Annotated in this window: 19 protein-coding genes and 2 tRNA genes; 17 read left to right on the top strand and 4 right to left on the bottom strand. The window is 71.1% G+C overall.

Translation table 11 applies throughout. The features are described 5' to 3' along the window. The first annotated feature begins 6 nt into the window (after nucleotides 1-6). Complete coding sequence (locus tag OHU35_RS14430; RefSeq protein ID WP_359894396.1) at nucleotides 7-2,103, top strand: hypothetical protein; 2,097 nt, start codon at nucleotides 7-9, stop codon at nucleotides 2,101-2,103. Between the two features lie 203 nt (nucleotides 2,104-2,306). Then, nucleotides 2,307-3,515 carry a glycosyltransferase family 2 protein gene (locus OHU35_RS14425; RefSeq protein ID WP_189723547.1) on the top strand — a complete coding sequence of 403 codons (1,209 nt, stop codon included), beginning with the start codon at nucleotides 2,307-2,309 and terminating at the stop codon, nucleotides 3,513-3,515. A 79-nt stretch (nucleotides 3,516-3,594) separates the two neighbouring features. Here OHU35_RS14425 and OHU35_RS14420 read toward each other — a convergent pair whose 3' ends face one another. Next, nucleotides 3,595-5,631: a hypothetical protein gene (locus OHU35_RS14420; RefSeq protein WP_405505503.1), complete on the bottom strand. Its 2,037-nt coding sequence runs from the start codon at nucleotides 5,629-5,631 to the stop codon at nucleotides 3,595-3,597. Nucleotides 5,632-5,948: 317 nt separating this feature from the next. On the opposite strand from OHU35_RS14420, the gene proB reads away from it, so the two are divergent. The 5 genes from proB (at nucleotide 5,949) to OHU35_RS14395 (ending at nucleotide 10,933) form a co-directional block, all read left to right on the top strand. Then, a complete protein-coding gene (gene proB, locus OHU35_RS14415) occupies nucleotides 5,949-7,055 on the top strand; it encodes a glutamate 5-kinase (protein ID WP_405509230.1) in 1,107 nt (368 codons plus the stop codon). 134 nt (nucleotides 7,056-7,189) lie between these two features. After that, nucleotides 7,190-7,648 (top strand): hypothetical protein, encoded by a 459-nt coding sequence (locus OHU35_RS14410; RefSeq protein ID WP_189724033.1) that lies wholly within the window; start codon nucleotides 7,190-7,192, stop codon nucleotides 7,646-7,648. A 104-nt stretch (nucleotides 7,649-7,752) separates the two neighbouring features. Then, nucleotides 7,753-9,039 carry a glutamate-5-semialdehyde dehydrogenase gene (locus tag OHU35_RS14405; RefSeq protein WP_189723546.1) on the top strand — a complete coding sequence of 429 codons (1,287 nt, stop codon included), beginning with the start codon at nucleotides 7,753-7,755 and terminating at the stop codon, nucleotides 9,037-9,039. Between the two features lie 131 nt (nucleotides 9,040-9,170). Beyond that, nucleotides 9,171-9,773 carry a hypothetical protein gene (locus OHU35_RS14400; RefSeq protein WP_405505502.1) on the top strand — a complete coding sequence of 201 codons (603 nt, stop codon included), beginning with the start codon at nucleotides 9,171-9,173 and terminating at the stop codon, nucleotides 9,771-9,773. Between the two features lie 89 nt (nucleotides 9,774-9,862). Further along, nucleotides 9,863-10,933, top strand: coding sequence for a hypothetical protein (locus OHU35_RS14395; RefSeq protein ID WP_189723543.1), 1,071 nt, complete (start codon nucleotides 9,863-9,865; stop codon nucleotides 10,931-10,933). Nucleotides 10,934-10,978: 45 nt separating this feature from the next. Here OHU35_RS14395 and OHU35_RS14390 read toward each other — a convergent pair whose 3' ends face one another. Beyond that, nucleotides 10,979-12,103 (bottom strand): M48 family metallopeptidase, encoded by a 1,125-nt coding sequence (locus tag OHU35_RS14390; RefSeq protein WP_405505500.1) that lies wholly within the window; start codon nucleotides 12,101-12,103, stop codon nucleotides 10,979-10,981. A gap of 123 nt (nucleotides 12,104-12,226) precedes the next feature. Here OHU35_RS14390 and OHU35_RS14385 point away from each other — a divergent pair, with 123 nt between their 5' ends. The 10 genes from OHU35_RS14385 to OHU35_RS14340 all read left to right on the top strand — a co-directional run bounded on the left by OHU35_RS14385 (nucleotide 12,227) and on the right by OHU35_RS14340 (nucleotide 17,448). Further along, a complete protein-coding gene (locus tag OHU35_RS14385) occupies nucleotides 12,227-12,385 on the top strand; it encodes a hypothetical protein (protein WP_189723539.1) in 159 nt (52 codons plus the stop codon). Between the two features lie 165 nt (nucleotides 12,386-12,550). After that, complete coding sequence (locus OHU35_RS14380) at nucleotides 12,551-12,715, top strand: hypothetical protein (protein ID WP_184592582.1); 165 nt, start codon at nucleotides 12,551-12,553, stop codon at nucleotides 12,713-12,715. A gap of 85 nt (nucleotides 12,716-12,800) precedes the next feature. After that, entirely contained in the window at nucleotides 12,801-13,565 is a 765-nt protein-coding gene (nadD, locus tag OHU35_RS14375) for a nicotinate-nucleotide adenylyltransferase (protein WP_405505498.1), read from the top strand. A 16-nt stretch (nucleotides 13,566-13,581) separates the two neighbouring features. After that, entirely contained in the window at nucleotides 13,582-15,291 is a 1,710-nt protein-coding gene (locus tag OHU35_RS14370; RefSeq protein WP_189723535.1) for an LCP family protein, read from the top strand. Nucleotides 15,292-15,404: 113 nt separating this feature from the next. After that, nucleotides 15,405-15,851 (top strand): ribosome silencing factor, encoded by a 447-nt coding sequence (gene rsfS / locus OHU35_RS14365; protein WP_184592576.1) that lies wholly within the window; start codon nucleotides 15,405-15,407, stop codon nucleotides 15,849-15,851. Continuing rightward, nucleotides 15,842-16,513, top strand: coding sequence for a histidine phosphatase family protein (locus OHU35_RS14360; RefSeq protein ID WP_405509228.1), 672 nt, complete (start codon nucleotides 15,842-15,844; stop codon nucleotides 16,511-16,513). The genes rsfS and OHU35_RS14360 overlap by 10 nt, the downstream gene beginning before the upstream one ends. Before the next feature lie 75 nt (nucleotides 16,514-16,588). After that, nucleotides 16,589-16,661 (top strand) — tRNA-Ala (locus tag OHU35_RS14355). A 200-nt stretch (nucleotides 16,662-16,861) separates the two neighbouring features. Further along, nucleotides 16,862-17,035: an IS1 family transposase gene (locus OHU35_RS14350; protein WP_184592574.1), complete on the top strand. Its 174-nt coding sequence runs from the start codon at nucleotides 16,862-16,864 to the stop codon at nucleotides 17,033-17,035. Between the two features lie 3 nt (nucleotides 17,036-17,038). Continuing rightward, nucleotides 17,039-17,272: a hypothetical protein gene (locus tag OHU35_RS14345; RefSeq protein ID WP_006136074.1), complete on the top strand. Its 234-nt coding sequence runs from the start codon at nucleotides 17,039-17,041 to the stop codon at nucleotides 17,270-17,272. Nucleotides 17,273-17,375: 103 nt separating this feature from the next. Beyond that, nucleotides 17,376-17,448, top strand: a tRNA-Ala gene (locus OHU35_RS14340). Between the two features lie 98 nt (nucleotides 17,449-17,546). Here the strand turns inward: OHU35_RS14340 and OHU35_RS14335 are convergent. Further along, nucleotides 17,547-19,163, bottom strand: coding sequence for an NADH-quinone oxidoreductase subunit NuoF family protein (locus OHU35_RS14335; RefSeq protein ID WP_189723533.1), 1,617 nt, complete (start codon nucleotides 19,161-19,163; stop codon nucleotides 17,547-17,549). After that, nucleotides 19,160-20,425, bottom strand: a complete 1,266-nt coding sequence (locus OHU35_RS14330; protein WP_405505493.1) for a cytochrome b/b6 domain-containing protein — start codon at nucleotides 20,423-20,425, stop codon at nucleotides 19,160-19,162. The genes OHU35_RS14335 and OHU35_RS14330 overlap by 4 nt, the downstream gene beginning before the upstream one ends. Nucleotides 20,426-20,726: the final 301 nt, after the last annotated feature.

Below are 20,726 nucleotides of genomic sequence, written 5' to 3'. Positions count from 1 at the left end.
GCCCGGGTGGGCAGTGCGGCCCAGCTGGCCGCGGCGGTCCTCATGATGGCGGGCTACCCCGCCCTCATGCTGGCCGCGCTCGTCCCGAGCGTTCCCGCCTTCGCGGCAGCGGCCGCCGTGACGTACCTGGCGGACCACTATCTGCACCGCAAGGGCAGCTATCTGATCAACCGCCTCAGCAAGGTGCGGGCCGGCCTGTCGATCCGCTTCCTGATCAGGCAGCTGCTGCTCGTCCTGCTGCTGGCCCGGCTGTCCCTCGCGGACAACCTGATCTACTACGGGGCGATCGCCTGCTTCATCGCCTTCTACGGACTTCAGGCCCCGCACGGCGCGCTGGTCCAGCTGATCCGCAACCGCCGCCGCATGCCGGTCGCCACCCGCAACGTCGACCTCAAGTCGCGCATCCGCATCCCGGACGCCCCGCCGCGCAAGCTGCTGCACCGCTCCGCCGAGAAGATGCTGCACATCGACCTCTTCGCGGTCGCCGGCATCCTGCTCGCCGCACAGGTGAAGTCCGCTCTCGTCGGCTTCGTCGGCATCGGCATCACGGTCGCCCTCGGCACGCTCTACGTGCTGGCGCTCGTGCCGTTCGTGCGCGGCCGGAAGATCCCGCCGAAGGCCGAGACGGTCCTGGCCGCCGTGGACGACTGGCTGGGCGAGTACAAGCCGGAGACGGTCCTGTACTTCTCCGGTTCGAAGGACTCGGCCTACCAGGTCAACATGTGGCTGGACACCATGGAGAACCTGGACTCCAAGCCGCTGATCATCCTGCGTGAGCGGGCCATCCTGAACAACCTCGCGCCCACCACGGTCCCCGTCATCTGCGTGCCCGGAGGGGTGCACCTGATGAACATGGACCTGTCCACGGTGCGTGTCGCGCTCTACGCGGCCAACGTCGGCAAGAACATCCACATGCTGCGCGTGCCCACGATCAAGCACGTCTTCATCGGCCACGGCGACAGCGACAAGCTCGCCAGCGTCAACCCGTACAGCAAGGTCTACGACGAGGTGTGGACGGCGGGCCGCGCGGGCCGCGACCGCTACGCCATCGCCGACGTCGGTGTCCGCGACGACGACATCGTCGAGGTCGGCCGCCCGCAGCTCGCCCCGATCCGGACCTGGCAGGGCGTGCCCGACGGCCGGATCCCGACCGTCCTGTACGCCCCCACCTGGGAGGGCTGGGACGGCAACCCGGGCAACACCTCGGTCGTGCTGGCCGGCGAGAACATCGTGAGGCAGCTCGTGCAGGCCGACCCGCCGGTCCGCGTCCTGTACAAGCCGCACCCGTTCACCGGCAACGTCAGCAAGGAGGCCGGCGCCGCCCACCAGCGCATCACCGCCCTGGTCCGGAAGGCCGCCGCCGAGCGCGCCATCGACACGCGCTTCGTCGCCGACACGGCCGTACAGGCCGACGCCAAGACCGAGCTGGCCCGTATCGAGGCCCGGCTCGCACAGCTGTCCGGCTCCGGCGGCGAGCGGCGCGATGAGGCCGAGGCCACCCGTGACGGGCTGGTCGACGTCGCCCGGCACGAGGAGGTCGCCCGGCTGCGCGCCGAGTGGAACGACGCCTACTGGCGCTCCTTCCCCGCCTGGGAGCACCGGGTCATCACCGGCGCCGACCCGCGGCTGTACGACTGCTTCAACGTCTCCGACGCGATGGTCTCCGACATCTCCAGCGTGGTCTCCGACTTCATCGCGAGCGGCAAGCCGTACGCGGTCACGGACTCCGCCGAGCTGGGCGTCGAGGAGTTCAAGCGGAACAACACGGCGGTGCGCGCCGCGGTGATCCTGTCCAACAGCGCGGCCGAGCTGGGCGAGCTGCTCGGCGCCGTCCGTGACCAGGCCGCCGATCCGCTGGCCGAGGACCGCAAGGAGCTCAAGCAGTACCTGCTGGGCCCGGACGAGCCGACCTCCCTCGTCCAGTTCAACACCGCCGTCGCGAACCTCGCGCTGAAGGCCGAGACGCGCAACGTCGGCCAGGAGTCACGGGTCGCGGCCGCCCTGGCGGAGGCCGAGGCCGATGCCGAGGCCGAGCTGGCGAACGCCGTGCCCGGGCAGCGGGCGACCGCGGCCGGTGACACGGACGGTGTCGGCGCGGGCTGACCAAGCGCCTGATCAAGGGCTCGGCCCCCGAGGAACGTCTTCCTCGGGGGCCGAGCCCTTTCGCTTGCCCGCTTCCTGTCGATTCATTGTGTGACGTGTCCCACTAACACGTGTGTCTGAGGCAACCGCTTGCCTCGATCATCCGTCTACCAAGTAGCGAATGAGGCGATACGGGGGGAATATCCCATTGACTAGGGGGAAACGTGGCCGTTGCGCAGCCTGATGTGAGTGTGATCATCGGGGCGTACGAAGCGATGCCGTATCTGATCGAGTGCCTCTCGTCCGTCGAGGCACAGACCATCGATCCAGAGCGCGTCGAGGTCATCGCGGTGGACGACGGATCGACGGACGGGACGGGGGAGTACCTGGAGGAGTTCGCCGAGCGCGCTCCCATGCACGTCCTGGTGATCCGGCAGGAGAACTCCGGCGGCCCCAGCGGCCCGCGCAACGTCGGCCTGTCCAAGGCGACCGGGCGTTACGTCTTCTTCCTCGACGCCGACGACCGGCTGGGCCCCGAGGCCCTGGAGCGGATGGTCGGCATGGCCGACCGCGCGGGCACGGACGTCGTGCTCGGCAAGGTCGAGGGCGTCAACCGCTCCGCGCCGAAGTCCATGTGGGGCAAGACGGTGGAGCGGACCGACGTCTTCTCCTCCAACATCAAGTTCACGCTCAGCGCGCAGAAGCTGTTCCGCCGCGAGCTGCTGGACCGGCACGGCATGCGGTTCGACGAGTCGCTGTTCACCGGCGAGGACGCGCTGTTCACCATGGAGGCCTACCTCCGGGCGAACGGCGTCTCCGTGGTCGCCGACCACACCTGCTACTACCTGGTCGGCCGCGACGACGGCAAGCACGTGACCAAGAGCGGCAGTTACACGCTGCGGTTCGATTCCGCGCGGGCCCTGATGAACCTCATCGCCGAGCACGTCCCCGCGGGCGACCGGCGCGACCAGCTGATGCTCCGGCCCTTACTGGTCACACTGCTGCCGCAGTTCGGGCCCAAGTACCTCACGGACAGCGAGGAGATCCGCCGGCACAAGTTCGAGCTGGCCAAGCCCCTGCTGGACGCACACTGGACCGAGGGTGCCGCCCAGCGCCTCAGGGTCCACGAGCGGCTGCGGCTGCACCTGGTCGCCGAGCAGCGGCCCGAACTCCTCGTCGAGGTCGTGAAGTTCGTCAAGGCCAAGAAGCAGGCGGCGGCGCTCCTGGAGCGGAAGGGCCGCCGCGTCTACCTGGCCTACCCGCATTTCCGCGACCGCGCCGCCGGCATCCCCGACTCGGTGTACCTCGCCGAGCCGCGCGAGGCCCGGGCCTTCCCGGGCTACCGCGAGGGCGGCGCCCACACGTTCGTACGCCGGGCGGTGCGCAAGGCCCGGCGGGTGCTGACGTCGCGTGAGGTGCGGCCGGCGGCGTGACCACGGGAGCGGGGGCCGGCTTTCGCACGGCCCCCGCGTGTGTCCCGCCCGTACCGCTGCCTCAGCGCGGTGCGGGCGCTCAGCGCGGTGCGGCCGGGAGGGCCGTCTCCGTGCGCTGGCCGGGCAGTTCCGCCGTCAGCCGTTCCGCCACCCGTGCCCGGTGTTCCCGGGCCGTCTCGCACAGCTCCCGTACGGCCGTGTTGAAACGCACCTGCGACGGCGGCTCGGCCGGGCCCAGCAGACGCAGCTTCAACGCGGCGCGTGCCTCGGCCAGTTCGTCCTTCTCCGGGTGCCGGACCGCCTCCAGCAGGGCCGGCACCCCGTCGGCGTCCGGCGTCAGCACCGTCGCCGCCACCACCGTCGGGAACGCCGTACGGAACGCGTCCTCGCTCAGCCCGCTGGTGTTCGCCACCGCGTGCGGCTTCTCGCTCGCCAGGAAGTCGCTGATCACGCTCGACACATCACTGACCAGCAGGTCGGCCACGTCGAAGCAGGAGTACAGCGCGGGCCGGACGTCCGTGATGATCTGGTGCTCGCCCTCCGGCAGCGAGGCCCAGTACGCCTCCTCCCAGGCCGCCGTCACCCGTGCCACCGCCTCGGCCCGGCCCGGCTCCGGCGCCGACTGCACCCGCATGCGCTCCACCGTGTCGGCCCCGGCGCGGAAGTCGGCCGTGGTGAGGCGGTCCAACTCCTTCGTGAGACGGTCGAGTCCGGCGGCGCCCGAGGGGCGCGCCCCCGTCCGCTCCCGGTTCGCCGTCCGGATCAGCTCCCGCATCCGCAGATCGGCCGCGCCCGCGCGCGGGTCCACCGACCCCGTCAGCGGATGCGGCTTGTACAGCAGCCGCACGCCGGGGTCGGCGAGCAGCGCCCGCACCAGGTTCTCGCCTGCCGTGATCACCGAGGTGTTGCCGGGGTTGCCGTCCCAGCCCTCCCAGGTCGGCGCGTACAGGACGGTCGTCCACGCACCGGTCGGCGGGCCCGCGTACGGCCGTACGGCGTCCAGCTGCGGGCGGCCGGTCTCCACCACGTCCTTGTCCTCGACGCCCACCTCGGCCAGCGCGTACCGCTCGCGCGCGGCGGGCCCGGCCACCCACACCTCGTCGTAGGCCTTCGCGTACGGGTTGCACGAGGACAGCTTGTCGCTCTCGCCGTGGTTGACGAAGGTGTGCTTGATCGTGGGGATGCGCAGCACCTGGGAGGTCTTGCCGGAGTTCGACGGGTGGACGAGGACCTGCAGCGTGGAGTGCTCCAGCCGCATCAGCGTCGACACCTTCGGCAGGCAGACGATCGGGATGTCCGTCGCCGCGATCTTCTGCACCATGAACCGCTCGCGCAGCACGATGACCGGCCTGCCGTCCACCCGCGCGAGCGGCTCCAGCCACATGTTCGCCTGGTAGGCCGAGGCGGCGCCGCCGGAGAAGTACAGACCGACGGTCGGCCGGTACGCGGCCAGCCACGCGTCGAACCACTCGAGCACCTCCTGCTCACCGGCCGGGCGGCGGCCCGGCAGCAGCCGGAGCAGCAGCGCGCCGAGGCCGGTCAGCGCGAGGGCGAGGGAGAGCGCGATGCCCGCCGCCGCGTACACCGGCTCGTCGCCCGGCGCGGCGGCCAGCAGCCCGGCCGTCGCGGGCAGGCCGAACGCCAGCAGCCGGTGGCCGGGGCGGCGCAGCAGCACGGCCGGGGCCGGGGACAGCCGCAGCACCGAGGCGTCGATGTTCCGGGTCACCACCGGCAGGGTGCGGGTACGGCGCACCAGTACGGAGACCGCCTGGATCGCGCAGTGCAGCACGTAGAAGGCGAGCAGCCCGGCCACCAGCGGGGCGTAGACCGTCTCCCGGTCCTGCTCGCCGAGCCGCAGCAGGCCCACGACCAGCAGCAGATCGCGCAGGACGTGCCGCACGGTGATGTCCGCGTGCGACTTGGCGAACAGCGACAGCACCCCGCGCTGCCACCGGTACAGGGCACCCTCGGTGGCCAGGGAGACGGCGGTCGCGGCGAGCAGCAGCGGTACGTGGGGCATCAGCGCCGCGACCGCCTGAGCGACGAACGCGGCGGCCAGGACGACGGTGACCAGCCCCTTCAGCAGGGCCGGTGGACGGGGAAGAGGTACGGGCACTGCGGTCACTCCAGGAGCGTCGGGTGTCGGCGCAGGTCGGCCGTCCGGGTTAACGCGCGGCGACCTCCTGACGACACGCGCGTGTCGCCGGAGCGTAGGGGGCCTGTCGGCCCGCTGTGTCGTCGGACCGTAGCGGAAGATCAGGTTCCTGTCTTGGGGTGGGACGGAACTGAGTACGACCGTCGTCCGTGACACGGGCGGCACCGTCCGTAGCGTGGACCGGCGCCGCGTCACGCCGCGCCGTCCCGTAGATTTCCTGGTGAGGGACCGAATCGACGCGAGGGGCGGACGGGGACGTGGCAGGGGCAAGGCAGGCCGTGGGCGAGGCCCGCAGAATCGTCGTCAAGGTCGGTTCCTCCTCGCTGACCACCGCCTCGGGCGGCCTGGACGCGGACCGGGTGGACGCGCTGGTCGACGTCCTCGCCAAGGTCCGCAGCGGGGGCGAGCGCGAGATCGTCCTCGTCTCCTCCGGCGCCATCGCCGCCGGCCTCGCCCCGCTGGGCCTGCGCCGCCGCCCCAAGGACCTCGCCCGGCAGCAGGCCGCCGCCAGCGTCGGCCAGGGCCTGCTCGTCGCCCGCTACACCGCCTCCTTCGCCCGCTACGGTGTCCGCGTCGGTCAGGTGCTGCTGACCTCCGACGACATGAGCCGCCGCGCCCACCACCGCAACGCCTCACGCACCCTCGACAAGCTCCTCGCGATGGGCGCCTTCCCGATCGTCAACGAGAACGACACCGTCGCCACGGACGAGATCCGCTTCGGCGACAACGACCGCCTCGCCGCCCTGGTCGCCCACCTCGTCCACGCCGACCTGCTGGTCCTGCTGTCCGACGTGGACGGCGTCTACGACGGCGACCCCGCGAGGCCCGGCACCTCCCGCATCGCCGAGGTGCGCGAGCCGTCCGACCTCGCGCACGTCGAGATCGGCAGCGCGGGCAAGGCCGGCGTCGGCACCGGCGGCATGGTCACCAAGGTCGAGGCCGCCCGGATCGCGGCCGCCGCCGGTGTCCCCGTCGTGCTCACCAGCGCCATCCACGCGGCCGACGCCCTGACCGGCCAGGACACCGGCACCCACTTCCACCCCACCGGCAAGCGCTCCGCCGACCGCCTGCTGTGGCTCCAGCACGCCTCCACCCCGCAGGGCGCGCTGACCCTGGACGACGGTGCCGTCCAGGCCGTCGTGGACCGCTGCAAGTCGCTGCTGCCGGCCGGGATCGCCGCCGTCGAGGGCGAGTTCAGCGCCGGCGACCCGGTCGAGCTGCGGGACGGCACAGGCCGGGCGGTGGCCCGCGGGCTCGTCAATTTCGACGCCAAGGAGATCCCCCGGCTGATCGGCCGCTCGACCCGCGAACTGGCCCGCGAACTCGGCGCCGCGTACGAACGCGAGGTCGTACACAGGGACGACCTGGTGGTCCTCCACCCGTAATGGGCCGAAACATCCGCCCTCGGTGGTGGACGTTCCGCAAAACCGCCACGCGATCCCTTGCGGCCTGCTGAACTTTGTCTCAGGGCAATATTCCGCAGGAGCACCACTGTGCAAAGGAGGCCGTCGTGAGACGAGTGCGCCCTGGGGCCACGGCGTCCCGTGGTGGTGCCGGCTCCCGCGCGGCCGGTGACGAGCGCGCCCTGACCAGTGTGGCGGCCGGGGACCGGTTCCATGGCGAGGACCCCGGGGACATCCCGCGCCTGTGGCACGTCACCCTCAGCGTCTCCGGCCGTGAGGCCCCGCTCACCGAGGTCCGGCGCGCCCTGGAACAGCTCGCCCACGATCACCCCTTCCTCCTGACCAGCCGCTACGCGGTCGACCACGCGGAGATCCGCTACTGGGAGGAGGCCCGCGACCTGCACGACGCGGCCGCCGTCGCCCTGCGCCTGTGGGGCGAGCACCGGCAGACCGCCGGGCTGCCGCCCTGGGAGATCGTCGGCCTGGAGGTCATCGACCGCGCGACCTACCACCAGCGCGTCGCCGAGGGGTACGGACCGCCACCGGCGTCCCCGGTCGGAGTTCACCCGTTCTGACCCGGTCCAGGGAGTGTCCCGGGGTGTTCCGGGGGTGTCTCGGGGGTGTCTCGGGGTGTGAAACGAACGATGAACGGACCGGCCCGGCGCACTACGCTTCTTTCATGACCACGCTTTCGCCGTACGACTCGATGTCCCCGGTCACCGAGGCCGCCTACCGCGCCAAGGCCGCCGCCGCGAGCCTCGCGCCGCTGCCGCGGGCCGACAAGGACGACGCGCTGCTCGCCATCGCGGACGCGCTGGAGGTCCGTACGAGCGAGATCGTCGAGGCCAACGCCAAGGACGTCGCCAAGGCCCGCGAGGCCGGCATCAGCGAGGGCATGGTCGACCGGCTCACGCTCACCCCCGAGCGGGTCCGCGCCATCGCCTCCGACGTGCGCGACGTCGCCGCGCTGCCCGACCCGGTCGGTGAGGTCGTCCGCGGCTCCACGCTCCCCAACGGCATCGACCTGCGCCAGGTCCGCGTGCCGCTCGGCGTCGTCGGGATCATCTACGAGGGCCGGCCGAACGTCACCGTCGACGCCGCCGCCCTCTGCCTGAAGTCCGGCAACGCGGTCCTGCTGCGCGGCTCCTCCTCGGCCTACCAGTCGAACACCGCGCTCGTGCGGGTCCTGCGCGACGCCGTGGGCGGGGCCGGGCTGCCCGCCGACGCCATCCAGCTCGTCCCCGGCGAGAGCCGCGACAGCGTGCGCGAGCTGATGCGCGCCCGCGGCCTGGTCGACGTGCTCATCCCGCGCGGCGGTGCCTCGCTGATCAACACGGTCGTGCAGGAGTCGACCGTCCCGGTCATCGAGACCGGCACCGGAAACTGCCACGTCTACGTCGACGCCGCCGCCGACCTCGAGATGGCCGTCGACATCCTGATCAACTCCAAGGCCCAGCGGGTCGGCGTCTGCAACGCCGCCGAGACCCTCCTGGTCCACCAGGACATCGCCGCCGAGTTCCTGCCCCGCGCCCTGGAGGCCCTCGCCGGAGCCGGGGTGACCGTGCACGCCGACGAGCGCGTGCTGGCCCTCGCCAAGGACTCCAAGGCGACCGTCGTCGAGGCGACGGCCGAGGACTGGGAGAGGGAGTACCTGTCGTACGACATCGCCGCGGCCGTGGTGGACTCCCTGGACAAGGCCGTCGAGCACATCCGGCTGTGGACCTCCGGTCACACCGAGGCCATCGTCACGACCTCCCAGCAGGCCGCCCGCCGCTTCACCCAGCTGGTCGACTCGACCACCGTCGCCGTGAACACCTCCACCCGCTTCACCGACGGCGGCCAGTTCGGCTTCGGCGCGGAGATCGGCATCTCCACGCAGAAGCTGCACGCCCGCGGCCCGATGGGCCTGCCGGAGCTGACCAGCACGAAGTACATCGTGACCGGGGACGGGCACGTGCGCCGCTGACCGCCTGCCGCGTGAGTATGTGAGGCGGCGCATATGCGTGCGGCAGGGGCGGACCGGCCTGGCGCGCGCCGTGCGGAGCCCCGTGAACGCCGTCTCAACCGGCGGATGAATTTCCATACCGTCTGCCCAAATTGACCCCCCAGGTCTACTCTGGATTCGTGCCGGAGGACGTGGGGGGCACGCCGTTTCCGGACGGCTGGGAGCCCGACGACGACCACGACCGCGGGGTGTCGGACGAAGAGTTCGCCTCCGTGGTCTTCGACGAGGCCTTCGTGAGCGCGGCCGTGGTGCACGAGCCGACCGCCGTGGAACGCCTCCTTGCCGCCGCACAGGCGAGAGCCGAGGCCTCGGAAGCGGAGGCGCGCCGCGCCCACCCCAGAGGCGAGCGCTACGACGACGCCTACGGCCCCGGGGGGCACGGCGATTTCGGCCATGATCCCGACCTCGACGAGCTGGGCGACCCCGACATCCTCGAGGACCAGTACGGCGGCACGGGTCCGTACGGCAAGCAGGTCCGCTGGCACCGCCCCGTCGCCTGGCTGCTCGCCCTCGTGATGGGCATCGGCATGGTCGCGCTGGCCTTCACGGCGGTCTACCGGGGCGCGTCCTCGAACCGCCAGGAGCCCGTGCCGGCGCCCACCTCGACCGGGCTGGAACAGAGCGGTGGCGCGACCCCCTCCGCGTCCGCCGACTACACCGGGCCCGCCGTCTCGGTGATCCCGCGCACCCCCTGACCGGAACCCGCCTGTCCTGGTGAGAACCTGTCAGAACTTGTCATGGAGCGGGGCGTTTACCTGACCTTCCGGCGACCTACCCTGAAGATATGGGCGGGCCTGGCGACCCACCTGAGGGGGCCCCCGAGGGCGCTCCCGGAGGTGGAGAGGACGAGTATCGATCCGTCGTCTTCGACGAATCGTTCATTCGTGCTGCCCGCCTCCAGGAATTCTCCGCCCAAGAACGCATCGCCGACCACGCGCCCGCCGTGCGCCGCCGCCCGCCCCTGCGCCGGGGCCTGTCCCGGCAGGCACTGGTCCTGGTCCTGCTGATCGCCATCGCCTTCGGCACCGCGATCTACATGGGCGTACGGCACCCCTACCAGACCCCCGCCGCCCAGGAGGCCGTCGAGCCCCTGCGGATGACCGTCATCCCGCTCGCCCCCGAGGGCAAGGTGCCCGGCACGGCCGACACGGCGTATCTGTACGAGCACAGCCCCGCCGCACAGTTCAAGAGCGGCGCGGAGGGCGTGCCGCTGCCCGCCTCCCGGCGCACCGCGCACTTCTCGGACAGTCAGGTCGTGTCCGCCCTGTCCACCGCCAAGGACTACATCGTCCGGTCGTCCCTCGACCCGGACGTGCTCACGGGCGGTGAGGTCCGCGCGGTCCGCGTCCTGCTCGACCCCGATCAACTGGGTCAGTTCGACCAGAGCTTCTCCCGCCCCACCGCGGACGGACGCCACGCGCCCACCGGCTGGCTGGTCCGCTTCGACCCCTCGCGCGCGGAGCTGGCCGACCGCAAGGTGCGGGTCCAGGGCACGCTGCAGGCGGCCGAGGCCGACTCGTCCACGCTCGAGGTCACCGCGGACCACACGTTCGTGTACGCGCTGCGGCCGACCGGGGCCGACGGCAAGGAGGAGGTGTCCCTGTTCACCGTCCGGCGCGAGCTGCACTTCCGCTTCGACCGCGACGACCTGCGCCTGCACCAAGGCCAGCTCGTCGTCTCCTACGTCCAGGCCGGACCGCTCTCCTGCGCCGAGGACTCCACGAACCACCTGCGCCCCCTCCTGGCCGGCCAGACGGCCAAGGAGGGCGGCCCCGCCGGCACGGACCCCTATGCCACGGGCAGTGCGACGGCCCTATGCGGGTCCTTGGCGACGAGCGCGCAGCCGAAGGTGTGACGCGACGGTGTGACGCGGGGCCCGGGGTGCGCGGGCCTCAGTGCCTCACTTGTCGTCGCGCGGCGGCGGGCCGTCCCCGGGGGAGTCCGACGGGCCCGGAGTCTCCGGGCCCCGGGGCGGCTTGGGGGCCGAGTTCGTGAAGCCGCCGAAGCCGCGGCGGACGCGGTCGCCCAGGTCACCGGCGCCGTCGGCGAGGTCGGTGACCAGCTTCATCAGCGGGTCCTTGGAGCTCTTCACATGGGTCGTGTAGTGGTTCGCCGAGTCCCGCCAGGAGTCCCTGACCGAGGTGTCCTTGTCCTCGTCGCGCCGGGGGTAGTGGCCGTCCATGATCCGCTGATAGTCCCGCGACTCGGCCCACTTCTTCAGCTCGGCCGCCCGCACGGTGGTGAACGGGTGGGAGCGGGGCAGCACGTTCAGGATCTTCAGCACGGAGTCCCGCAGGTCGCCCCCGGCCTCGTACTCCTCGGCCTGCGCGAGGAACGCGTCCACGTTCATCTCGTGCAGGTGGTTGCCGCCCGCGATCTTCATCAGGCCCCGCATGGAGGCCGTCAGGTCCTGCCCGACCAGCAGCCCCGCCCGGTCCGCCGACAGCTCCGACTTGCGGAACCACTCCCGCAGCCCCGTCACGATCGCCATGATCGCGAGGTTGCCCAGCGGGATCCAGGCGACCCGGACGGCGAGGCTGGTCAGGAACAGCAGGATCGTCCGGTAGACCGAGTGGCCGGACAGCGCGTGCCCCACCTCGTGCCCGACGACCGCCCGCATCTCCTCCTCGTCGAGCAGTTCGACGAGCCCGGTCGTGACGACGATGATCGGCTCGTCCAGGCCGATGCACATCGCGTTCGGCTGCGGGTCCTGGTTCACGTACATCGGGGGGACCTTCTCCAGGTCCAGGATGTAGCAGGCGTCCCGCAGCATCACGTTCAGATGGGCGAACTGCTGGTCCGAGACGCGCACCGAGTCGGACAGGAACAGCAGCCGGAGACTGCGCTCGGGCAGCAGACCGCTGAGCGCCTTGAACACCGTGTCGAAACCGCTCAGCTTGCGCAGCGCCACCAGGGCGGAGCGGTCGGCCGGATGCTCGTACGTACGCGAGGAGATTCCGGGGAAGCGCCTGCGCTGCCTGCTGGGCACGTGCTCGTGCCCGCTGTGCTCGTGGCCGTCGGACATGTCTTCCCCCATGCGTCTGTGTGACCTTTGCGGCCCCTTGTGCGGCCTTTTGCTTCCCCGAGGCAGAGCCCAGCCTAGGCGGAGTTACGGTGGTCGGGCAGTACAGCGAAGGGAACCACCGTCATGGAGCACCACCCGGCGTCCGCCTGGCTCGCCGAGGCCGCGAGCGCCGCCGAGCGGCAGGGGCCTGGGATGCTCCGGATCGTCCTCGTCGTGATGATCCTGGGCTGTGCGCTGACCGCGTGGTTCCTGCTGCGTGGCTACAGACGGAAGGACGACTGAGGCACCGCGAAGGTTCCCCGCCGGGCCCCCGGGACCGGGTCCGGCGACGGCACGCGCCGCCTTCGCGTCACGAACATGCGGAGTCGGGGTGATCGCGCTCGGGGCGCCCGCTTACGATGAGCCGACGTCTTTTATGCCGCCCACACGCGATAGGTCCTGCCGAAGATGAGCTTCCACAGCACCGCTGCCCAGTTGGTCACCCTCGCCGCCGAGGGCGAGGAGCACGGCGGAAACCACGAGAGCCTCAGCCCCTACATCACCGGTGGCGCCGCCCTCTTCATCCTGCTGCTCCTGCTGTGGATCACCACCCGCTTCAACCGCGACCGCTGAGCCCGGCAGGGTGCCCCGCGCAGGGCATCCCGGGGATCACCGGGGCGGCCGGAGCCCTCAGGCAGGGCCGGTAGGGTCTGCACGCATGGGAGAGCAGGACATGCCTACCGGTCCGGCGAACGAGACGCCGCGCGACCCGGCACAGGACACGGCGAGCGGCACCGAGCGACACTCGGAGCCCCGCCGTGCCGCCACGGAGCCACGCCAGGCCGCCTCGGAGCCCCGCGGCGCCGACGGTCCCGGATCCGGCCCGTCGCGGCCGGGCAAGCGCCGCCTCGGCGTCATGGGCGGCACCTTCGACCCGATCCACCACGGGCACCTGGTCGCGGCCAGCGAGGTCGCCGCGGCGTTCCACCTCGACGAGGTGGTCTTCGTCCCGACCGGCCAGCCCTGGCAGAAGAGCCACCGCAGCGTCTCCCCGGCCGAGGACCGCTATCTGATGACGGTCATCGCGACCGCCGAGAACCCGCAGTTCTCCGTGAGCCGCATCGACATCGACCGCGGCGGTGCCACCTACACCGTGGACACCCTGCGCGACCTGCGCGCGCTCAACCCGGACACGGACCTCTTCTTCATCACCGGCGCCGACGCGCTCGCCCAGATCCTCACCTGGCGGGACAGCGAGGAGCTGATCTCCCTCGCGCACTTCATCGGGGTCACCCGGCCGGGCCACCACCTGAACGACCCCGGACTCCCGGAGGGCGGCGTCTCCCTCGTCGAGGTCCCCGCCCTCGCCATCTCCTCCACAGACTGCCGTGCGAGAGTCGCCAAGGGCTACCCGATCTGGTATCTGGTGCCGGACGGAGTCGTGCGCTACATCGACAAGCGTGAGCTGTACCGCGGCGAGTGAGCCGAGAGGGGCACCGGTGAACGACCGATACGACCCGGGGTACACGGGTGACCAGTACGAGCTCGTCGGCTACGACGAGTACGGCCAGCCTGTCTACCGCCAGGTCCCGGCACAGCAGACCCAGACCTACGACCCCTACGCCCAGCAGGGACAGCAGGGCCAGCAGGGGCAGCAGGGGCAGCAGCAGGGCTACGGCTACGACCCGTACGCGACGGCCGGGCAGCAGCCTCCGTCGTACGACTACGGGACGGGCCGGCAGCAGCCCGGCCCCTCCTACGGCTCCTACGACCCGTACGCCACCGGCACCCACCAGGGCGGCCCCGCGTCCCCCGACCCCTACGGCCAGCACGCGGCCGGCGCCGGCACGGCCCAGCAGCCCCGGGTCGCCGAACAGACCGCGCACATCCCGCAGCAGGCGGGCCCGGCCGACGAGGAAGCCCCGGGCCGGCCGGAACCGGAGTACCACACGGAGCAGTTCGCCTTCGTCGAGGAGCCGGACGCCAACTCCGAAGACGTCATCGACTGGCTGAAGTTCACCGAGAACCGCACCGAGCGCCGCGAGGAGGCCCGGCGCCGTGCCCGCAGCCGGATCGTCGCCCTGGTCGTCGTCCTCGCGCTCGCCGCGGCCGGCGGAGTCGGCTACCTCGGGTACGCGGGGAAGCTGCCCGGCCTGTCCTCCGACGACTCCACGACGGGCACCGCTACGGCGGCGGGCGCCCAGAAGCGCGACGTGATCGTGGTCCACCTGCACGACACCAACAGCAGCGTCACTTCCACGGCCCTCCTCGTCGACAACACCACCACCAAGCGGGGCACCACCGTCCTCGTGCCCAACTCCCTGGCTCTGACCAGCGACGACGGCACCACGACGACACTCGCCAAGTCGGTCGAGGACGACGGCTCCGACGGCACCCGCGACGCGCTCGACTCGGCCCTCGGCACCGACATCCAGGGCACCTGGCGCCTGGACACCCCCTACCTGCAGAACCTCGTCGACCTCGTCGGCAACGTCGACGTCGACACCGACACCGACGTCCCCGACCCCGCCGCCAAGAAGAAGGGCACGGCCCCCCTGGTCAACAAGGGCCAGGACCAGACCCTCAGCGGCAAGATGGCCGTCGCCTACGCCACCTACCGCGCCCCCGGCGAGGCCCAGAGCGCCCAGCTGGAGCGCTTCGGGCAGGTCATGCAGGGCGTCCTGCGCAAGGTGTCCTCCGACCCGCAGGCCGCGACGACCACGATCCAGACCCTGGCGCAGATCCTGGACCCGTCCCTGACCGACAAGGACCTCGGCTCCTTCCTCGCCGGGCTCTCCGACCTCGCCAAGGGCGGCGACTTCAAGACGGACCTGCTGCCCGTCCAGGCCGACGGCACGCTCAGCGCCCAGGCGAGCGCGGGCGTGGTCAGGAACGTCCTCGGCGGCACGGCCAAGAGCCCGGACAAGGACGCCGCCGTCAGCGTCTCCGTCCAGAACGCCACCGGTGTGAAGGACAACACGGAGAAGGCCCGGGTCGTGCTTCTCAACGGCGGCTTCACCTTCCTGGAGGGCGGCACGGCCGGCGCCGCCCAGGCCACGTCCAAGGTCGTCTACGCCGACGCCGGCGACAAGGCGAACGCCGCCGAGGTCGCCAAGACCCTGGGCCTGCCCGCGGGCTCCGTCGGCAAGGGCAAGATCTCCGCGAACGCCGACGTCGCCGTGGTCCTCGGCCAGGACTACAAGCCGTAGCCCGGCCGGGAGGCAGGGCTCCGCTCCCCACGTGATCCCCGTAATCACGTGGGGGGCCCACCGCGGTCCGTGAGACCCTTGGTGGCAAGTGTCCGCCGATCGAAAGCCTTGTAGTGACCGCGACCGACCGCTCTCACGAGCTCATCATCACCGCCGCCCAGGCGGCCGCCGACAAGCTGGCGCACGACATCGTCGCCTACGACGTCAGTGACGTGCTGTCCATCACGGACGCCTTCCTGCTGGCCTCGGCTCCCAACGACCGCCAGGTCAAGTCGATCGTCGACGAGATCGAGGAGCGGCTCCAGAAGGAACTCGGCGTCAAGCCGGTGCGCCGCGAGGGCGACCGCGAGGCCCGCTGGGTCCTGCTCGACTACGTCGACATCGTCGTCCACGTCCAGCACAGCGAGGAGCGCGTCTTCTACGCCCTGGAGCGGCTCTGGAAGGACTGCCCCGAGCTCGAACTGCCCGAGGACGCCAAGGCCACCCGCGGCAAGGCCGAGGAGCACGCCAAGCTGCAGGCGGCCGAGGAGGCGGCGGAGCTGGACGGAGACTGGCGGTGAGTTCCTTCAGCGAGGCCGGCAGGCCGGGCCGGGGCCGCCGCGTCATCCTCTGGCGGCACGGCCAGACCTTGTGGAACGTGGAGCGCCGCTTCCAGGGCACCACGGACGTCGAGCTCACGGAGACCGGCGTCGCCCAGGCCCGCCGCGCCGCCCGGCTGCTGGCCTCCCTGAAGCCGGACACGATCGTCGCCTCCGACCTGAAGCGGGCCGCGAACACGGCCGCCGAACTCGCCACGCTCACCGGCCTCGACGTGACCCACGACGAGGCCCTGCGCGAGACCTACGCGGGCGTCTGGCAGGGCCTGACGCATGAGGAGATCATCAGCCGGCACGGCGACGAGTACGCCGCGTGGAAGCGCGGCGAGCCGGTGCGCCGCGGCGGAGGCGAACTGGAGACCGAGGTCGCCGACCGCGCCGCTCCCGTGGTGCTCCGGAACGCCGAGAAGCTCCCGGAGGGCGGCACGCTCGTCGTGGTCAGCCACGGCGGCACGATCCGCACCACCATCGGCCGCCTCCTCGGCCTGGACCCCCGCGCCTGGGAGAGCCTCGGTGGGCTCTCCAACTGCTGCTGGTCCGTCCTCGGCGAAGGCGCCCGCGGCTGGCGCCTGCTGGAGCACAACGCCGGCACCCTGCCCGAACCGGTGCTCGGTGACGACGACTGACCTCGGATTTCACTTTCCGGCAGGTCGCAGGCTAAAGTTCTTCTTGTTCGCCCCGCCAGCGGGGAAGGAACACGAGGGGCTATAGCTCAGTTGGTAGAGCGCCTGCATGGCATGCAGGAGGTCAGGAGTTCAATTCTCCTTAGCTCCACGCCAAGATCCCGTTCCCATCCTGGGGGCGGGATTTTTCGTGTCCGGGGTTGAGTCACCCGGGCCTGCTGAGGCGTATACCTCTACGGCCACGACGCGTGCCGTGTCCGGACTGGTGCTGAGGCGTCGCTGACCGTATTGGTCCGGCCGTGGCAGAATCAAACGGCCGGAAGGGAGCGCGGCCCGACGGGAGGAGTAGCGATGCCTGCGAGCATCCTCGAGGAGGTCGACCACCTCCTCGGAGCAGCGTTGATACGGCAGATGTCCACCCGCCTCAGCTGCCCTTCCTGCGGTTCCGGGCATGTGGCCCAGATGCTCGGCGACAACGGCGGGATCTCCTACGTGTGCACGGCCTGCGGCCACAGCTGGAGCTGATCGATGGGTGCACACAGGCGAAAGTGCGACTGGTGCGGCAGTGGGACTCCGATCGTCCGCGACATGGAACCGATCAATCCCGACTACCAGTACTGGTGCGAGGAGTGCGCGCGGGCGCTGATCATAAAAGGGGACCCGATCGAGACGTACCGCGAGCTGGAGGGCGAGCCGATCTACGGCCGGCTTCTGGAGGAGCACTGCACGCTCAAGCGGTTCTATTCGTTCGTCACGGCCTGAGAACCGACAAAACGGTCATTTCAGGCAAGGTGAAACCGATTTGGTGTTGGGCCCGATGGGCCAGTAATGTTGGCGTCGCCGCCGGGGAAAACCGGAGGCGCGAGGGGCTATAGCTCAGTTGGTAGAGCGCCTGCATGGCATGCAGGAGGTCAGGAGTTCAATTCTCCTTAGCTCCACAGAAGATGAGAAGGCGGGCCATCCGATCGGATGGCCCGCCTTCTTGTTGTGCGTATGAGTACGGCGGGCCCCCGGAGGGAGCCCGCCGTACGTCTGCTCAGCGGCCGAGAGCGCGGCGTCCGCGGCCCTGGGAGAGGACCGGGAGGTTGCGGGACGACGGCGCGCCCTGGGAGCGCGTGTCCTCCTCCAGGCGCAGGGCCAGCGCCGGGCAGCGGCGCACCGCGCGTAGAGCCTTGGCCTCGGCGTACCGCGGCACCTGTGCCTGCGCCACGGTGGGGAAGCCGTCGGCGCCGAGCTGGAACACCTCGGGGAGGATGTCCGCGCACAGGCCGTGGCCCCGGCACAGCGTCCAGTCGACGTAGATCTTCTGGCGGCTGGGGCCGTTCTCCTCGGACTCGCCGCCGCCCGGGATGCCCGTGGGGGCCCTGCCGCCCTCGAAGAGCGGCAGAACGCCCTCCACGGGCCTGCCGCAGCCGTTGCCGAGGACATGGGCGGCCAGGTCGTCCGTGAACGCCTTGATGGTCGACTCGAGGAACATCGCGGAGCCGTCCGGGTGCGAGCACGCGCCGCGCCGCTTCACGTTCTTGGCGACCTGTTTGACCGCCTCCAGGGCGGCCGGTCCGCCGCCGTTGAGGATGTCCTCCAAGCCGCGTGCGGCGGCCGGCAGGCCGAGGTAGCAGGGGCCGCACTGGCCCGCGCTCTCCTCGGCCAGCCACTGGGCGACCCGCAGCGACTCGCCCAGCGGGCAGGTGTCCTGAGTGATCGGCAGGATCGCTCCGGCGCCGAGCGCGCCGCCCACCGCGTCCAGGGAGTTGCGGGAGACGATCGCCTCGTTGACCGTCGCCGCGTCGATCCACTTGCCGTGGTAGCCGCCGGTGAGTACGCCCTGCGGCACCGGCGGTGCGCCGGCGAGTTGCAGGACGTAGCGCAGCGGCACGCCCGTCGGGACCTCGATCACCATGGGGCGGGCCACCGCCCCGGAGACCGTGAGCATGACCGTGCCCGGCTCGTCGTACAGGCCGGTGTTGCCGTAGCGCTCCGGGCCGATGCGGGCGGCGATGGCCAGCTGGGCGAAGGTCTCGGCGTTGGACAGCAGCGTGGGCGCGCCGCCGACGCCGTTCTGCGAGGCGCTGACCTTGCGGCCCGGAGGGACGGCCGGGCCGCCGTCGATCGAGCGGATCAGTGACGCGGCCGCACCGGTGACCATACGGACCGGGTTGCGCTGCACACGCGCGCGCAGTGCCGACCGGCGGCCGTTGTTGAGACCGCGTTCGGCGAGCGCGGCCTCCATGGAGCGCTGTGTCGACTCACGGGTGACCCCCACCACGAGCGTGCGGGCACCCAGAGCTTCCGCGCACAGCAGCGCGCCGTCCAGGATCAGATGCGGGGCACGGTTGATCAGCACCGTGTCCTTGCGGCAGGCCGGCTCGTCCTCGCTTCCGTTGACGACCACGACCGGCCGGATACCGCGCTTGATCGCCGATTCGGCGACCGAGCGCAGCTTCTTGTGGAAGGGGAAGCCCGCGCCGCCGCGGCCCTTCAGGTTGATGCGTTCGGCGAGTTGCGCGAGCTGCTCGCCGCCCATCGGCTCGAGCGGCCCGTGCACCTTCAGATGCATGGGCAGATCGAGCCGATCGACAAGGTCGAAGCCCGACGTGAGCTGAGGAAGTCCGACCACGCGGACTTCGGGTACGTCGGGCAGAGCCTCGTTCACTTAAAGCCTCCGGAAGGCGTGTTCCAAGGTTCGCCCGATCCCGGTGCGTCGAAGTCGTAGGACGCACCGGGCAGTGTTTCAGTGGCGGGACCGCTGTTGTACGTGTCGTTCGGGTAGTACGTGTCGAAGGCGGCATTCGACTCACCCGTGTCGTACACGTCACTCGATCCATAGCCGGCGGCGCCTGGATTGCCATAGGCCGGGATGCTTTGCCCGGTGTCCTGCAGGGGGTCGTAGGGCGGGATGTTGAAGCCCGTGTCCTGGAGGGGGTCGTAGGCCGACGGCGGGGCCTCGCCGACCGGGGGCGGGGACGGGATCGGCCAGTTGCCCGAGGTGCTGGAGGGGCCGTCGACGAGCGGCATGTTCTGGGTGGGCTGCATGTCCAGCGGCAGCTCCGTGCGGGTGCTCGGTCCCGGCGCGAAGGCCTGCTGGCCCGGGGGAGGGCCGGAGACGGCCCGGTAGGCGGCCGCGAATCCGTTGGCGGGCTCCCTGGCCGCGGGGCGTTCCGCCTTCTCGTACAGCGGCCCCGACGGGGACGCCGCGGCCCTCCGGGGCGCGTCCCGGCTCTCGTAGCCGGGCAGCGTGGAACCGCCGGCGGCCCGGGCGCGGCTCTCCTCCAGGTCCCTGCGGGCCGAGGGCTCCCCGGGGCCTATGAGGCTGGCGAACTTGTCGGCGATCTTGCGCTTGACCGGGCGCGGAGCGGCGCGCAGGGCGAGGGCGCCGGCCACCCCGGCCAGGGACAGGCAGTACAGGATCACGAAGATCGGCTTGGCCGCGCGACCCGCGTAGAGCCCGTGGACCAGGGCGGCGCACCAGGCCGGGTAGGCCAGCATGTGCATGGCACGCCAGCGGGCCGCGACGGGTGCGGGGGAGGCGAAGCGGTTGCGCAGTACGCCGGTGACGCCCACGAAGATCATGAGCATGCTGGCCACGGTGCCGAGGCCGATGAGGACCGACCTGCCCAAGCCGGCCTCGTCCTTGGTCAGGAGCAGCCCGAAGGGGATCACCGCGGCGATCCACGAGGTGTGCTCCAGCGCCAGCTTCACCCCGATGTGGACCAGCAGGAAGACGATCGAGGCGACCGCCGTGGTCCGGTGCACGGCCTGCGCCAGGATGCGCCTGCGCGTGTCGAGCAGGACCCGGTCCTGGGCGACGAGCCCCCAGATGACCGAGCAGGAGAGGCATACGAGGGACAGCACGCCGGCGCCGAAGTTGAGGAACTCGGCGAACGAGTCGTCCGCCGTGGAGTCGTAAGGGTTCACGGCCTGCCTCCCCACATCCCGGCGACCGGGTGTAGCGAGGGGTTACTGCGATGAGGGTTCATGGGGGCAACTCCGAGCGGTTCGGGAAAGCGGTCCCGCTGCCGCACTCTAAGCGGAGCCATACCGATGGGTACGAGGTTTGAGTTATTGCGTTGTTATCAAAGGACAATATGGATGTTGTGATGTCCCTTAGTGACTATTACGCGAAGTAACCTTTGACCCTGGTTCAGCTTTTCGGGTACCGAACGGCCCTCCAGAAGCGCGTCGCGGCGCGCTGGGGGCCTGCGGTACCCTAACGCCA

Source organism: Streptomyces purpurascens (assembly GCF_045040895.1).
Taxonomy (GTDB): Bacteria; Actinomycetota; Actinomycetes; order Streptomycetales; family Streptomycetaceae; genus Streptomyces; species Streptomyces purpurascens.
The sequence above is the reverse complement of the archived record's forward strand: the minus strand, read 5'-3'. Positions and strand labels throughout refer to the sequence as shown.

Excerpts from the sequence above, each read along its gene's own strand:
- OHU35_RS14405 (WP_189723546.1), top strand. The coding sequence starts at position 7,753 with ATGACCACGCTTTCGCCGTACGACTCGATGTCCCCGGTCACCGAGGCC.
- OHU35_RS14395 (WP_189723543.1), top strand. The coding sequence starts at position 9,863 with ATGGGCGGGCCTGGCGACCCACCTGAGGGGGCCCCCGAGGGCGCTCCC.
- OHU35_RS14390 (WP_405505500.1), bottom strand. The coding sequence starts at position 12,103 with ATGTCCGACGGCCACGAGCACAGCGGGCACGAGCACGTGCCCAGCAGG.
- OHU35_RS14385 (WP_189723539.1), top strand. The coding sequence starts at position 12,227 with ATGGAGCACCACCCGGCGTCCGCCTGGCTCGCCGAGGCCGCGAGCGCC.
- OHU35_RS14380 (WP_184592582.1), top strand. The coding sequence starts at position 12,551 with ATGAGCTTCCACAGCACCGCTGCCCAGTTGGTCACCCTCGCCGCCGAG.
- nadD (WP_405505498.1), top strand. The coding sequence starts at position 12,801 with ATGGGAGAGCAGGACATGCCTACCGGTCCGGCGAACGAGACGCCGCGC.
- OHU35_RS14350 (WP_184592574.1), top strand. The coding sequence starts at position 16,862 with ATGCCTGCGAGCATCCTCGAGGAGGTCGACCACCTCCTCGGAGCAGCG.
- OHU35_RS14345 (WP_006136074.1), top strand. The coding sequence starts at position 17,039 with ATGGGTGCACACAGGCGAAAGTGCGACTGGTGCGGCAGTGGGACTCCG.